The sequence below is a fragment of the Streptomyces sp. NPDC048275 genome (assembly GCF_040652275.1).
In the GTDB taxonomy this organism is placed as follows: domain Bacteria; phylum Actinomycetota; class Actinomycetes; order Streptomycetales; family Streptomycetaceae; genus Streptomyces.
In genome coordinates, this window is the sequence record NZ_JBEZLR010000079.1 from 1 (window position 1) to 14,366 (window position 14,366).

The window sequence follows — 14,366 nt, forward strand, 5'->3', positions numbered from 1 at the left end:
GACGGTTTTGATCTAGACAGTCCAGATCATCGCAGGTGGGAGGCACCCTTCTTCCGCCGGAGCGTCAGGTCACGGCCTCAGCTGAACACATGAGGCCAAGGCTCCTGCCGGTCCCCGATCATCTGAGCGACTCCAGTGCCTGTCAGCTCGCCGTCAACCCGTTGACCGCGCTGCTCCTGGTGACTCGCGAACTCGACGTACAGCCGGGTGAATGGTTGTTGCAGACGGCCGCGGGCTCCACCGTCGGCCGGCTCGTCATTCAGCTGACCAGGCATCTGGGTATGCGCACGATCAATGTCGTGCGGCGGCGCGCTGCCGTCGAGGAGATCAAGGCGTTTGGTGGTGACGAGGTCATTTGCACTGAGGACGAGGACCTGTTGCAGCGTGTGGCCGAGATTGCAGGATCGGCCGGCGTGCGCAAGGCCATCGACTGTGTCGCGGGCCAGGTGGGTGCCCAGGTATCCCAGGCATTGGCTCCGGGAGGAGAGGTCGTGGTCTACGGCGCGCTCTCCACCCATCGGCAGACCGACCCGGCAGCGCTGACGATCCCGCTGCCGGCACGCTCGGTTATCTACGAGACCAAAGCCGTCCGTGGCTTCTGGCTGCACCGCTGGTTCGGCACTGCCTCACCTGCGGATGCGCTGCGCGCGCTGTCCCAGGTTCGCAGTCTCGTCGCTGAGGAAGTGCTGAGCATCCCCCAAGGCGAGCCGTTCCCGCTCGAACGCTTCGCTGAAGCGATCTCGTTCGCCGAAGCACCCGCACATGGCGCAAAACCGCTCTTCGTCTTCGAGGATGGCCGGGGAGTCAACCCGACCACGCCGTGACGTCGCCGTCGCTGGAGAGGTCGTGTGTCGGCCCTTCGGCGTCTTCATGGGTGTCGAAGGTCTCCCGAACTCCGTGGTGCGGACCGCTCGGCAGTGGCCGGCCGCGACAGCCAGTGACAGATCAACTACGAGGCCGACGGACGGTGAACGTCCAGGTCACGGACCCTCGGCCGAACGGGTTTCCCCCGAGGGCTGGCCGTCAGGCAAGATGGGGTGTATCTGCCCACTGCCGATTTCAAGCGTCCGGACGGTTTCTCTTGGCTGAGTTCATTTACACCATGCGCAAGACGCGCAAGGCGCACGGCGACAAGGTGATTCTCGACGACGTCACCCTCAACTTCCTGCCGGGTGCGAAGATCGGTGTGGTCGGTCCGAACGGTGCCGGTAAGTCCACCGTTCTCAAGATCATGGCGGGGCTCGAGCAGCCCTCCAACGGTGATGCGTACCTGTCGCCCGGTTTCAGCGTCGGCATGCTGCTCCAGGAGCCGCCGCTCGACGAGTCCAAGACGGTTCTGGAGAACGTCCAGGACGGCGCCGCCGAGATCATGGGCAAGCTCAAGCGCTTCAACGAGGTCGCCGAGCTGATGGCGACCGACTACTCGGACGCGCTGATGGAGGAGATGGGCAAGCTCCAGGACGACCTGGACCACGCCAACGCCTGGGATCTCGACGCCCAGCTGGAGCAGGCCATGGATGCGCTGGGCTGCCCGCCCGGTGACTGGCCGGTCACCAACCTCTCCGGTGGTGAGCGCCGCCGCGTCGCGCTCTGCAAGCTGCTGATCGAGGCCCCTGACCTCCTCCTCCTCGACGAGCCCACCAACCACCTGGACGCCGAGTCCGTGCAGTGGCTGGAGCAGCACCTCGCGAAGTACGCGGGCACCGTCGTCGCCGTCACCCACGACCGGTACTTCCTCGACAACGTCGCGCAGTGGATCCTCGAGCTCGACCGCGGTCGCGCGATCCCCTACGAGGGCAACTACTCCACGTACCTCGACAACAAGGCCTCCCGCCTCAAGGTCGAGGGCCAGAAGGACGCCAAGCGCGCCAAGCGGCTCAAGGAAGAGCTCGAGTGGGTGCGGTCCAACGCCAAGGGGCGCCAGGCCAAGTCCAAGGCGCGTCTGTCCCGCTACGAGGAGATGGCGGCCGAGGCCGACAAGATGCGGAAGCTGGACTTCGAGGAGATCCAGATCCCGCCGGGCCCGCGTCTGGGCTCCATCGTCGTCGAGGTCAACAACCTCTCCAAGGCCTTCGGCGAGAAGGTTCTCATCGATGATCTGAGCTTTACGCTGCCGCGTAACGGCATCGTCGGTGTCATCGGCCCGAACGGCGCCGGCAAGACCACGCTCTTCAAGATGATCCAGGGTCTGGAGACCCCGGACTCCGGCACGATCAAGGTCGGCGAGACCGTCAAGATCTCGTACGTCGACCAGAGCCGCGAGAACATCGACCCGAAGAAGTCGCTGTGGGCCGTCGTCAGCGACGAGCTGGACTACATCAATGTCGGGCAGGTCGAAATGCCTTCCCGCGCGTATGTCTCCGCCTTCGGCTTCAAGGGTCCCGACCAGCAGAAGCCGGCCGGTGTTCTCTCCGGCGGTGAGCGCAACCGCCTCAACCTGGCGCTGACCCTCAAGCAGGGCGGCAACCTGCTGCTCCTCGACGAGCCGACCAACGACCTGGATGTGGAGACTCTGTCTTCGCTCGAGAACGCGCTGCTCGAGTTCCCGGGCGCCGCTGTGGTCGTCTCCCACGACCGCTGGTTCCTGGACCGGGTCGCGACGCACATCCTCGCGTACGAGGGCGAATCCAAGTGGTTCTGGTTCGAGGGCAACTTCGAGTCGTACGAGAAGAACAAGGTCGAGCGACTCGGTGCGGACGCGGCTCGCCCGCACCGCGCGACCTACAAGAAGCTGACCCGGGGCTGATCTTGCGGCACATCTACCGCTGCCCGCTGCGCTGGGCGGACATGGACGCGTACGGCCACGTCAACAACGTGGTCTTCCTCCGGTACCTGGAGGAAGCCCGTATCGACTTCCTGTTCCGCCCGGAGAAGGACTTCAAGCAGGGGTCCGTGGTGGCACGCCATGAGATCGACTACAAGCGGCAGCTGGTCCACCGGCACACGCCTGTGGACATCGAGCTGTGGGTGACGCAGATAAGAGCGGCGTCGTTCACGATCGCCTACGAGGTCAAGGACCCTGACCAGATCTACGTCACGGCCTCGACGGTGATAGTGCCGTTCGACTTCGCCGAGCAGCGGCCGCGCCGGATCACCACCGAGGAGCGCGAGTTCCTGGAGGAGTACCGGGACGACGCGGACGAGGCCGTCGCGGCATGACCGCGCTGCACCTCGCCGACGAGGGGGAGGCGGCGGACCTCGCCGCCTTCCTCGCCCGGCTGATCCACTACGACCGCGCGGCCGCCGTACGCCTCCAGGCGTCCGGCACCGCGCTCGCGGTCTTCGGGCGGCCGCCGTCGTTCGAGGTCCTCGCGATCCGTACGGCACGACTCGCCAAGCCGTACGAGAACGGGCTCGACGTCACCCTCGACGTGACCGTCTCCGCCGGTGAGTTCCTGGAGTCCATCGACGAGCCGGCGGCCACGGTCGCCGTTCCCGAGGCCGTCACCGGGCCGCCCTGGGCGGGAGTTCTGCCTCCCCGCGGCGGCTGGCAGCAGGAGCCGGGGCTGCCGACGCCGGACGCCGTGCGCGCGATGGTCGCCGCTGCGGTGGCCGAATTCCGGTCCCGGACGCAGGAGTTGACGCCCGAGCGGCGTACCCGTGCCGAACTCGACCGTATCGGGCGGGAGATCTGGTCCCGGCCGATCGGTGACACCGGCCTGCCGGTACGGGCCGCGCACGCGGCACAGTCGCTCGGGTTCCTGCGTCCGGCGCGTCAAGCCGTTCCGGACGAGGGCCTGTTGGGGCTGTACACGTCCGGTGCGTGGCTGCGGCTGCGTACGCCCTATGGCTCGATCGCCGTACGCCGGGCGGGACTCGGAGCGCTGGACGTCAGCGTTCGCTGACGCCCAGCGGCCGAGGAGGGTGCGGGCTGCGCCGTACAGCGCGGCCCGCGTCTACACCAGGGGCCAGAGGGCGGCTGTCAGGCCGAAGCCCATCACGCCCATCGTCGTGGTGAGGACCGTCCAGGTGCGCAGGCCCGTCGCCACGTCCAGACCCGCGAGCTTGGTGAACATCCAGTAGCCCGCGTCATTGATGTGCGAGACGGAGAGTCCGCCCGCGCCCATCGCCAGTGCGACCAGGGAGAGCTGGCCCGTGGACAGGTGGGCGCGCTCCAGCAGCGGGGCGAGGATGCCCGCCGTGGTGATCAGAGCCACCGTCGTCGAACCCTGGGCCGCGCGCAGCGCGAGGGCCATCAGGAAGGCGAGGAAGAGGGCGGGCAGACCCGTCCGGTCCAGTACGTCGGCGATCGCGTCGCCGATGCCGCTCGCCACCAGCACCTTGCCGAAGACACCGCCCGCGCCCGCGACCAGGATCACCATGGCCACGGGCGGGAGGGCCGAGGTCATGACGTTCGCGATATGGGCGCGGTCCCAGCCGCGGCGGGCGCCGAGGACGTACGCGCACAGGGCCACGTCGATCAGCAGGGCCACCATCGGGGCGCCGAGGACCGTCAGGATGGCGCGGAGGGTGGAACCGTCGGCGAGGAGGTTCTCCCCGAGCGTGCCGACCAGGATCAACAGGATCGGGGTGACGATCAGAGTGAGGACCATGGCGAAGGAGGGCGGGGCGACGCCACCGTCCACGTCCACCGCCGCGGGGGCGGGAGCGGACTTGGTGAGTACGGCGGTGCCGTGTCCGTCGGGCGCCGACGCGTCGGGTGCGGACGCGTCCGGTGCCGCTCCGCCGGTGGGCGGCTCGTCCTCGCCGTACACCTCCGCGTACAGCGCGGGGTCCATCGGGTACTCGCGGCGGGTGATCCGACGCGAGACCAGGTAGCCGAGCAGGATCACGGCCGCGGTGAGCGGGATGCCCATGAGCAGGACCAGGCCCTGGTCGGCGCCGATGGCCTCGGTGACGGCGACCGCACCCGGGTGCGGGGGCAGGAAGGCGTGCACGGTGAGCATGGCGGCGCCCATCGGTAGCGCGTACACCAGGAGCGGCTTGCGGGAGGCGCGGGCGACGCCGTACGCGATCGGCATCAGGATGATCAGGCCGACCTCGAAGAACACCGGGATGCCGAGGACGAACCCGGCGACGGTGAGGGCGAGCGGGGTGCGCTTGGAGCCGAAGCGGTCGATGAGGGAGTGCGCGAACGCCTGGGCACCGCCGGAGAGTTCGATGATCCGGCCGATCATCGCGCCCAGGGCGATGATCGTCGCGATGTGGCCGAGCGTGGAGCCCATGCCGTCCTCGATGGTCTTCACCAGGTCGGCGGCCGGGATGCCGGCGGCGAGCGCGACGGCGATGGAGACGACGACCAGGGCCACGAAGGGCTGGACCTTGGCACGCAGGATGAGCAGGAGGAGCGTGGTGACGCCGCCGGCGGCGATCAGGAGGAGGGCGGTGTGGCTCATCGGACCTCTCCCGCTGGGGAGTGGGCGGACTTGGGGGAGAGGACCGTCACCACGGACGAGTCGTCGTGGGCGGCGAGGCCGGCGCGTTCACCGAGGAGGTAGAGCTGTTCGGCGGCGGCCGCGAGGGGGACGGGGACGTGGGCGTCCCTGGCGATGCCGGTGACGATGCCCATGTCCTTCACGAAGATGTCGAGGCGTGACTTCACCTCGGGGGCGACGTCGCTCTCGTACGTCTCGACCATGCGCGGGCCGCGGTCGCCGAACATGAACGAACCGGCGGCGCCGTGCCGCAGGCTCTCCACGACCGTGGCCGGGTCGAGGCCCAGGCCGCGGGCCAGCGCGATCGCTTCCCCGGCGGCGGCGATGTGGACGCCGGCGAGGAGTTGGTTGATCGCCTTGAGGGCCTGGCCGTCGCCCGGGCGGGGGCCGACGACGGTGAGCGTGGAGGCGAGCAGGTCCAGGACCGGGCGGGCGAGGTCCAGCGCCTTGTCCTCGGCGCCGACGACGATCAGCAGGTCGCCGTTGCCCGCGCGGACCGGGCCGCCGCTGACCGGGGCGTCCACGGTGAGGACGCCGAGCTCGGCCAGGCGCTCGGCGGTGGCGCGGGCCGCGTCCGGGCCGACCGTGCTGGTCAGGATGACGGTGCTGCCGGCGCGGAGGGTTTCGGCGGCGCCGTTCTCGCCGAAGAGGGCGCCGTCGACCTGGGACTGGTCGCGTACGGCGAGGAGGACGACGTCGGCGTTGCGGGCGGCCTCGGCGGGGGAGGACGCGTCCGTGCCACCCGCGGAGGCGATCAGGGCGCGGCGCTCGGCGGCTATGTCGTAGACGGAGAGCGGGAGGTGGGCGGCCAGGTGGCGGGCCATGGGGAGGCCCATGGCGCCGAGGCCGATCACTGCCGTGTGGGGACGGGGAAGGGGCTGGGGTGCGGCTGAGGGGGACATGCGGGTGCGCTCCTAGGGGCGAGCGGGTTCTTTGCGGGTGGTTCCGGGTGGGGAGCCCGGGGGTGGGGATGGGGGTGGGGATGCCGGGGGGCGAAGAACCCGCGGCTACGAGGGCGTGAGTTGGGTGATGATGCGCGTCGCCGCCTCCGTTACCGCGGCGCGTCCCGCCGACCAGACGCTGACCACGTCCGAACCCGGGAGTGCCGTGGGGAGTTGGGCACTCACCGCCTGGAGGTAGGCGCGGCGGAGTTCGGCGTTGACGTTGACCTTGGCCACGCCTCGGGCGAGGGCACCGAGGAGTTGTTGCTCGGGGAGGCCGCTGGCGCCGTGGAGGACCAGCGGGACCGGGAGGGCGGAGTGGATGGCGGACAGGCGGTCCAGGTCCAGGTGGACCGGGTTCGCCGTGAAGCCGTGGACGTTGCCGACCGCCACCGCCAGGGCGTCCACGCCGGTTTCGGCGACGAACTCGGCCGCTTGGGACGGGTCCGTCATCGCGGCGGCGGACGCGTCCGCGTTCGTCGAGACGTCCTCGTCGCCCGCCAGCGCGCCCAGCTCCGCCTCCACCCAGGCCCCGTGGTCGCGGGCCCGGCGTACGGCCTCGCGGGTCAGGGCGATGTTGTCGGCGAAGGGGAGGTGGGAGCCGTCGACCATGACCGAGGTGTAGCCCGCTTCCAGGCAGGCGGTGATCTCGTCGAGGTCGCGGCTGTGGTCGAGGTGGACGCCCAGGGGAGCCTCGGAGTGGGCCGCGGCGTCCAGGGCGAGGCGCATCAGGGGTTCGCGGCCCGCGTGCTTGAAGGGGCTGGAGCCGGCCTGGATCAGGACCGGGCGGTCCGGGCGGGCTTCCGCGGCGGCGACGATGCCCTGCACCGTTTCCAGGTTGTACGCGACGAAGCCGGCCAGCGCGTGCCCGTTCTCGTATGCCGTCGTCAGGGCCTTCAGGCCCTCGGTTCCGGTGAGCAGCATCAGGCGGCGCTCCTCAGCAGGGCGAGGGCGTCGGCGAGAGCGTGGTCGCCGCCGACGTTCCCGGCGAAGACGATGTACGGGATACCGGCGGCCGGGCCGTCGACGGGCTGCCACAGCGAGACGATGCCCGGCAGCAGGGTGCCGCGGGCCCAGGCGCGGCGGATCTCCAGACCGTGGGTGGCGGTGTCGCTGGAGGTGATGCCGCCCTTCGCGATGACGAAGGCCGGGCGGCGGGTCGCGTTGATGCGGCGTACTGCTTCGACGAGTGCGGCCGAGACGCTGCGCGAGATGGCGAGGCTCTCCTCGGGGTCGTCGGCGGTGACCACCGTGCGGGTGGTGCGGATGACGGTGTCAGCGCTCTCCAGGGCGGCGGCCGCGGCCGTGGCGATCTCGTCCAGGTGGGCGTCGCGGCGGGTGGCGTCGAGGAGCTGGGCCACGTCGAGTTCGAACTCCGCGAGATCGCCCTGCTGCGCGCGCAGGTGGTTCAGCTGGCGGGTGGTCAGGGAGACATGGGAGCCGACCACGATCAGACCGTGGGGGGCGTCGGCGCGCAGGGGGCGGAGTTCGGCGGCCGTGAGCGGGGGGTGGGCGGACTGGCCCGCTCGGGCTCGTACGAAGGAAGGGCCCACGCGGTAGAGGAGGCGCGCGCCTTGCTCCTCGGCCTCGGCGAGGGCCAGCGCGAGGACGCGGAGGTCGTCGTCGCAGAGGGCGTCGACCACGGCGGTGGCGCCGTCGCGGAGGGCGGTGAGCTGTTCGGCGACGTGGGTGGGGCCGCCGGTGCGCAGGTCGCCGAGGGTGATGCGGACGACCTTGTCGGCGGGGATGCGGCCGCCGGTCTTCTCCTCGACCCAGTCCGGGAGGGCGGAGGAGGTGTAGCCGAAGGTGGCGTCCTTCGCGAACTCGCTCTCGCCGACGGGGAGGAGACCGTCGGGGGTGCGCATCCAGTGGACCGAGTCGATGGTCAGACGGCCCGCCTCGATGTACGCGGGAACGAGGACGACTCCGTCGGGGGCGCCCGCGCCCACGCTCGTCAACTCCTCCGCCAGTACGTCGGTCTCGAGGGGGAAGTGACCGCGCAGGGTGGAGTCGCCGCGGGAGGCGATGGCGTACGGGACGCCCTCGGCCAGGGAGGCCTCGTGCAGGGCGCGGACGATGTCGCGGTTGCGGGCGGCGGCGTCTTCGGGGGAGAGGCTGCGGGTGTTGGTGAGCACGAAGAAGGCGGTGCTCTCCTGGCGGAGGGCCCAGCGGAGGTCTTCCGTGGTCCAGGTGGTGAGGACCGGGATGCCGGCGACCGTCTGGGTGCCGGTGGGGTCGTCGTCGAGGACGACCAGGCGGGGGGCGGTCGTTATGCGGGCGGCGACCTCGGTGGCCCCCACTGCCCTGACGGGCGGGAGGCCGGAGAGGACCTCTGACTCGGGGAGGGCATGGCGGGGTAGAGACATGGCGGTTCCTGGTGATGGGGGTACGTAAGTGGGCTGAGGTGGGGGGATCGGTGCCCCGGCAGTGCGGTCGGCGTGGTGGTGGGACGGCGAGCCCTCGTCCGGCGGGACGCCTGCCCACAGTTGTGCTTGTCGGCCGGGGCGGCCGGTGCCGGGGTCAGCTGTGGCCGGTGTCCTTCACCACGTGCGTGCGGTAGTCGTCCGCCGTCTGGTTCATGTGGGTGTCCATGGCGCGGCGGGCCTGGTCCGGGATGCCGGACTCCAGGGCGACGAGGACCTCCTCGTGATGCGCGATGGCGTTGATGCGGATCTGGGGGACCGCGGAGGTCTCGCGGCGGCCCTCGGCCAGGAGGGGGCCGAAGGGCTCGAAGAGGAGCGGCACGAAGAGGTTGCCGGTGGCGCGCATCACCGTGTCGTGGAAGTCGATGTCGGCCTGCACGAACTGTTCCGTGTCGCCCGCGTCGGCGGCGACCCGCATCGCGGCGAGGTGCTCGCGCAACTCGGTGAGGTCGGTGTCGCTCCGGCGGACGGCGGCGAGCTCGGCCGCGCCGTTCTCGATCAGGCGGCGGGCCTCGATGAGCCGCTCGGAGAGCGAGGCGCGGGAGGAGCGGGACGCGGCGCGCACCACGGCCTCCAGCGCGGTCCAGCGGTCCGGCGGGTTCACGTACGTGCCGCGGCCGCGGACCACCCGTACGACGTTCTGCGCGCGCAGCTGCTTCACCGCCTCGCGGACGGTCAGACGGCTCACGGACGAGCGCTCGGCGAGCTCGGCCTCCGGGGGGAGGACGGCGTCCGGCGGGTACGTGCCGTCGATGATCTCGCTGAGGAGACGTTCGGCGAGGTCTTCGGAGAGCGACATCGTTGGGCCTCCGCAGGCGGGAACGGGTCGGGCAGGGCGACCGTACGCTGACGGCCGGGGTGTCCGATGCGGGGTGCCGGGGAGGCTCCTCAACATCTGACGTCAGACATCTGATGTCTCGATGCGGGTAACCATGACACCGGGGTCGGGGTGCGTCAATACCCTTGCCGGATTACCGTTCGGTTACGAGAAGTGATCTTTGGGTGGATCGGCCGGCGGTTCTGCCGTCCGGCGAGGTGCCGATGTGGCGGCCGACAGGCGTCAGCCGGCCGTGTTCACCATCGAAGCCGCCGCGTACGTCAGGTAGTTCCACAGCGTGTGCTCGTGCTCCTCGGAGAGCTCGAGCTCGTCGACGGCGACGCGCATGTGCTTCAGCCAGGCGTCGTGCGCCGCCTGGTCCACGGCGAAGGGGGCGTGGCGCATCCGCAGCCGGGGGTGGCCGCGGTTCTCGCTGTACGTCGTCGGGCCGCCCCAGTACTGGATCAGGAACAGGGCGAAGCGCTCCTCGGCCGGGCCAAGGTCCTCTTCGGGATACATGGCTCGCAGCAGGGGGTCCTCGGCGACACCCTCGTAGAAACGGTGCACGAGGCGGCGGAAGGTCTCCTCGCCGCCGACCTGCTCGTAGAAGGTCTGCTCCTGAAGCGTGCCGCGCCGAATCTCTTTCACCTGTCCATGGTCTCAGACCGCGTTCCAGGAGCGGAGGCATTGGGCCTCCGCTCCCGCGATTGAGCGCTGTGCACTCGCCTCCGTGGCTGCATCGCAGCACAGTGGAGGTGTGACTCCGCTCCCCATGAAGGGGGCTTCCAACCCGGAGGTTGCGGTCCAGCCCGAACCGACCCGGAGGGGCGTGAGGAACGTAGCATGATGCGGGGAGACATGATGGGCGCTTTGTCGAAAGAGCCGGGTACGGTCGCCGACCTCGCCATGGCGGCGCGGGCCGCCCTGGTGGGCGAGATCGACAGGAGCGGGGCCTGGGACGCCGATCCGGCCTGGCGGGAGGCGTTCGAGGCGGTCCCACGCCACCTCTTCGTGCCGTACTACTACGTCGGGGTCATGGGAGGCTTCGAGCGCGTGTGGGGCCAGGACCCCGACCCGGGGCAGCGGGAGCGCTGGCTGCGCGGCGCCTATGTGGACGCCCCGCTGGCCACCCGGGTGCGCGACGGCGAGCTGGTCTCCTCCAGCAGCCAGCCGTCGCTGATGGCGAAGATGCTCACCGAGCTGGAGGTACGGGACGGGGACGCCGTCCTGGAGATCGGCGCCGGGACCGGCTACAACGCGGCGCTGCTCGCCCACCGCCTCGGCGACGGCCTGGTGACCACGGTCGACCTCGACCCGGAGATCACCGAGTCCGCGCGGCAGCATCTGGCCACCGCCGGTTACCACCCGGCCGTCGTCACCGGGGACGGCGCCCGTGGGGTCCCCGAGCGCGCCCCCTTCGACCGGATCATCGCGACCTGCCGGCTGCCCTCGATTCCGCGCCCCTGGCTGTCCCAGTGCCGCCCGGGCGCCCGCATCCTGGCGCCCATGGCCACCGGCCTGATAGCGCTGCACGTCCGGGACACCAGGCACGCCGAGGGACGCTTCCTGCACACGCCTGCCTATTTCGTGCCGCTGCGCGGCGACACCCGGCTCGAACCGGAGGCGCCGTACCTGGGCGCGCTGCCGCGCCGGGCCCGCGGCCACGAGCTGTTCCGCTTCCTGCTGGCCCTGACGGTGGACAGCGTCGATCCGTTCGAGGCGTACGCGCTGTGGGAGCGCGAGAACCGACCGGTGCGCGAGCGGTACGGGGTCACGGTCAGCGGCGCGGACGCGTGGGCGTGGCTGGACGACCCCGAAGGGCCGCACGTCTGGCCGCTGCCGTGACCCCCGAGGTCAGCCTCGTCGGATCGTGATCGTCGTCCAGGCGCCCACGTGCACCCGGTCGCCGTCCTGGAGCGGCACCGGCACGAAGGGCTGGATGGGCTCCTCCCCGCCGTTGACCGTCGTGCCGTTCGTGGAGTTCTGGTCGACGACCGCCCAGCTGCCGTCCGGCTGCTGGACCAGCATCGCGTGCTGGTGCGAGACGCCCGGGTCCTCCGGGGGCACCGAGAGGTCGATGTCCGGGGTGTCGCCGGTGGAGTGCCGACGGCGGCCGATGGTCATCTGGTTGCCGGTGAGCGGGCGCTGCTGCTCCGGGGAGTACGCGGGCAGGTTCAGGCCGGCGGCCTCCGGGCCCGAGCGCTGCATCATCGCCAGGAAGTACTCACGGTCGGGGGCGATCGTCGCCGTCCAGGACAGCGGCTGCTGCTGGCGATAGGCGGGGCCGGGGCCGGGCGGGGCCTGGGTCGAGCCGGGCTGCGGGTAGCCGTAGCCGCCGCCCTGACCCGCGCCGGGGCCGCCGGCGGTACTGCCCGGGCCGCCGGCCGGCGGGGAGATCACCCAGTCGTCGTCACCGCTGCCGAAGGACGGACCTCCGGGCTGCGGGCCGCCGGGCTGCGGGGGGCCTTGTGCGGGGAACGCGGGCGCGGCCGGCTGCTGCATGAAGGCCTGCGGGAGGCCGGGCGTGGGCCCGGGCGGCGGCGGAACCGGACGCGACGGATCTCCGCCGAAGCCGGGAGGACCCGAGGGGCCTCCAGGACGCGACGGGTCGCCGCCGAAGCCCGAGGGGCCGGAGGGGCCGGGCGTGCCGGGCGGCCCCGGACGCGACGGGTCGCCGCCGAAGCCGGAAGGACCCGAGGGGCCTCCAGGACGCGACGGATCTCCGCCGAAGCCCGAGGGGTCCTGCCCGTACGGCGGAATCGGTTCTGCGGGCCGATTCATCTGCGAGGGCCGCGAGCCCTGGTACTCGAACGGGTCGCGCCCGGGGCCGGTGGGCTGCCCCGGCGGGGGCTGCTGGAACCGCTGCGCCGGATGAGGCCCACCAGGACCACCAGGCCCACCAGGACCGCCGGGCCCACCAGGCCCACCAGGACCGCCGGGCCCACCAGGACCGCCGGGTCCGGGCGCCGGCGGGCGCGGGGCCGCCGGGGTGTACGAGGTCGCCGTGTTCGTCAGGAAGTTCCACCGGCACTCCTCGCAGAACGGCGCACCGCCCTCACGGGGCGTACGGCACTGCGGGCAGAGCTCCGGCTCGGCGGACAGACGTGGGCGCCCACCGGGGCCGGGCGGCGGCGGGGGCGAGCCGGGCGGCGGATAGCCGTAACCACCGGGCGGGGGCGGCGGAGGGGGCGGAGGCACGGCACCGGCCATGCGGTGACCGCAGACCTCGCACCAGTCGTCGGAACCCGACTGGTGTCCGTTCGGGCAGGTCGGCATGTCGGCGCTTCTCCCTCTCCCTTTCCGGCCGTTGTGACCGGGTTTATCCGGCTCCTCGTGGGAACCGGGCTCGCTACTTCTTTACACGAACAGTCTTTGTGGAGCGTGTCTCGAGGGTCATCTCATCAGCCTCTTCGACCCTCGCTTTCAATCGCACAGTACCTGTCGCGGCGTCGACCACGTCCACCACCTTGGCAAGCAGTTTCGCAGTATCGGCGTTGCCCGACGCGCTCGCGAGCTGAACGGCGCGGCCCAGCTTGGCCGTTGCGCCGTCGACATCTCCCGATTTACGCAGGTCAAGGCCCTGTTGGATGACCTGCGCCAGTTCCGCCTGGCCCGTGTAGTGCGCGACCTGCGCGTTGATCCGCGTCGAGGCCGCCATGTCGTCGGTCCACACCGCTCGCACAAGACCCTGGGCGCCGAGGTTGTGCGTGCTTCCGTCACCCTGCGGGATCACCAGCGAGACCCGGGCGGCCAGCATCTCCTGGCCGACGGAGCCCGTGGGGACCTCGACGCACACGTGGTAGTCGCGGGACTCGTCGCCCCAGGAACCGGTGGGGTAGTCGCCGGCGCGCGGTCCCGCCTCGGTGCGGCGGTCGGTCAGTTCCTCGACCGTGGGGGCCACTTGCTTGACGAACTTGATCTCCGTGCCGACGGGCGTCCACAGCCTGAGGGCGACGTCCGCCACCTCCTTGCCCATGGCCGTCTCCATCATCTGCGTGAAGTCGGCGGACAGGGCGGCCGGATCGGCGACGATGTCGGCGGTGCCGAGCAGCGCCGAAGCGATCCCGGTGACCTCCTTGACCTCCCAGTCCGTGCCGACACCGCGCGCGTCACAGGTGAAACGCCCGGCGCAGGAGTCGAGGGCGGCCTTCAGGTCCTCGGGCGACTCGTGTTCGTTGCGGCCGTCGGTGAGCAGGATGCCGTGCCGGATCGACACCTCCGCCGAGGACAGCAGCCGGTCGGCGAGGCGCAGCCAGGTGCCGATCGCCGTACCGCCGCCCGCACTCAGCTTGCGCAGGGCCTGCTTGGCCTGGTCACGGGTCGCCGCGTCGGCGACCGCGAGCCGTCCGCCACCCGGGTAGACCTCCTTGGCGACGTGCGTGCCGCCGATCACCGCGAAGTGCACCCCGTCACGGAGGGTGTCGATCGCCGCCGCCGTCGCGTCCCGGGCGTTGCGCATCTTGGTCGGCGGGTAGTCCATCGAGCCGGAGCAGTCGACCATGATCGCGACGGCCGCGTCCGGGCTCTGCCCCGCCGAGTACAGGTGGGGCGCGCCGACCGCGCTCCCCACGGTCCCGCCGCCGGTGGCGCTCACCGTGACGATCGCGCTGACCTCACGGCCGCCCTCGGGCAGGTACTGGTTCTGGTACACATCGACCGAGAACTGCGGCACGTTCGACTTCGAGAAATTGGCCATGCCTTCTTCGTCCCCCTCAAGGCCCCCGGTTCCACGGGGGTGATGACAGTATCCGGACCGGTCCCCTCCGGCCCGAGGCCGTCCCCGTTGCGC

Annotated in this window: 13 protein-coding genes; 5 read left to right on the plus strand and 8 right to left on the minus strand. The window is 71.1% G+C overall.

The annotated features are described in order from the left end of the window. Positions 1 to 161 precede the first annotated feature (161 nt). From AB0D57_RS34350 to AB0D57_RS34365, 4 genes are all read left to right on the plus strand, one after another. Positions 162 to 824, plus strand: a complete 663-nt coding sequence (locus AB0D57_RS34350) for a zinc-binding dehydrogenase (RefSeq protein WP_362082212.1) — start codon at positions 162 to 164, stop codon at positions 822 to 824. Between the two features lie 257 nt (positions 825 to 1,081). Then, positions 1,082 to 2,746: an energy-dependent translational throttle protein EttA gene (ettA, locus tag AB0D57_RS34355; RefSeq protein WP_362082215.1), complete on the plus strand. Its 1,665-nt coding sequence runs from the start codon at positions 1,082 to 1,084 to the stop codon at positions 2,744 to 2,746. Positions 2,747 to 2,748: 2 nt separating this feature from the next. Then, the gene (locus tag AB0D57_RS34360) at positions 2,749 to 3,159 is read left to right on the plus strand and encodes a thioesterase family protein (protein ID WP_362082218.1); all 411 of its coding nucleotides are present in this window, start codon (positions 2,749 to 2,751) and stop codon (positions 3,157 to 3,159) included. After that, a complete protein-coding gene (locus AB0D57_RS34365; RefSeq protein WP_362082222.1) occupies positions 3,156 to 3,845 on the plus strand; it encodes a hypothetical protein in 690 nt (229 codons plus the stop codon). The genes AB0D57_RS34360 and AB0D57_RS34365 overlap by 4 nt, the downstream gene beginning before the upstream one ends. A 51-nt stretch (positions 3,846 to 3,896) precedes the next feature. On the opposite strand, the gene AB0D57_RS34370 is transcribed toward AB0D57_RS34365, so the two are convergent. The 6 genes from AB0D57_RS34370 to AB0D57_RS34395 form a co-directional block, all read right to left on the minus strand. Next, positions 3,897 to 5,357 carry an SLC13 family permease gene (locus AB0D57_RS34370; protein ID WP_362082225.1) on the minus strand — a complete coding sequence of 487 codons (1,461 nt, stop codon included), beginning with the start codon at positions 5,355 to 5,357 and terminating at the stop codon, positions 3,897 to 3,899. Next, positions 5,354 to 6,298: an NAD(P)-dependent oxidoreductase gene (locus AB0D57_RS34375; protein WP_362082228.1), complete on the minus strand. Its 945-nt coding sequence runs from the start codon at positions 6,296 to 6,298 to the stop codon at positions 5,354 to 5,356. The genes AB0D57_RS34370 and AB0D57_RS34375 overlap by 4 nt, the downstream gene beginning before the upstream one ends. Positions 6,299 to 6,403: 105 nt before the next feature. After that, a complete protein-coding gene (locus tag AB0D57_RS34380) occupies positions 6,404 to 7,261 on the minus strand; it encodes a class II fructose-bisphosphate aldolase (RefSeq protein ID WP_362082231.1) in 858 nt (285 codons plus the stop codon). Then, positions 7,261 to 8,703: a four-carbon acid sugar kinase family protein gene (locus AB0D57_RS34385; RefSeq protein ID WP_362082235.1), complete on the minus strand. Its 1,443-nt coding sequence runs from the start codon at positions 8,701 to 8,703 to the stop codon at positions 7,261 to 7,263. Before AB0D57_RS34385 ends, AB0D57_RS34380 begins: the two co-directional genes overlap by 1 nt. Positions 8,704 to 8,857: 154 nt before the next feature. Next, positions 8,858 to 9,559, minus strand: coding sequence for a FadR/GntR family transcriptional regulator (locus tag AB0D57_RS34390; RefSeq protein WP_362082238.1), 702 nt, complete (start codon positions 9,557 to 9,559; stop codon positions 8,858 to 8,860). Positions 9,560 to 9,820: 261 nt separating this feature from the next. Further along, a complete protein-coding gene (locus AB0D57_RS34395) occupies positions 9,821 to 10,225 on the minus strand; it encodes a globin (protein WP_362082241.1) in 405 nt (134 codons plus the stop codon). 213 nt (positions 10,226 to 10,438) lie between these two features. On the opposite strand from AB0D57_RS34395, the gene AB0D57_RS34400 reads away from it, so the two are divergent. Beyond that, positions 10,439 to 11,422: a methyltransferase domain-containing protein gene (locus tag AB0D57_RS34400; protein WP_362082332.1), complete on the plus strand. Its 984-nt coding sequence runs from the start codon at positions 10,439 to 10,441 to the stop codon at positions 11,420 to 11,422. Between the two features lie 9 nt (positions 11,423 to 11,431). Here the strand turns inward: AB0D57_RS34400 and AB0D57_RS34405 are convergent, their stop codons facing one another. Next, positions 11,432 to 12,853: an FHA domain-containing protein gene (locus tag AB0D57_RS34405; RefSeq protein WP_362082244.1), complete on the minus strand. Its 1,422-nt coding sequence runs from the start codon at positions 12,851 to 12,853 to the stop codon at positions 11,432 to 11,434. A gap of 73 nt (positions 12,854 to 12,926) precedes the next feature. Next, on the minus strand, positions 12,927 to 14,273 hold the full coding sequence (locus AB0D57_RS34410) for a VWA domain-containing protein (RefSeq protein WP_362082247.1): 1,347 nt from the start codon (positions 14,271 to 14,273) through the stop codon (positions 12,927 to 12,929). Positions 14,274 to 14,366: the final 93 nt, after the last annotated feature.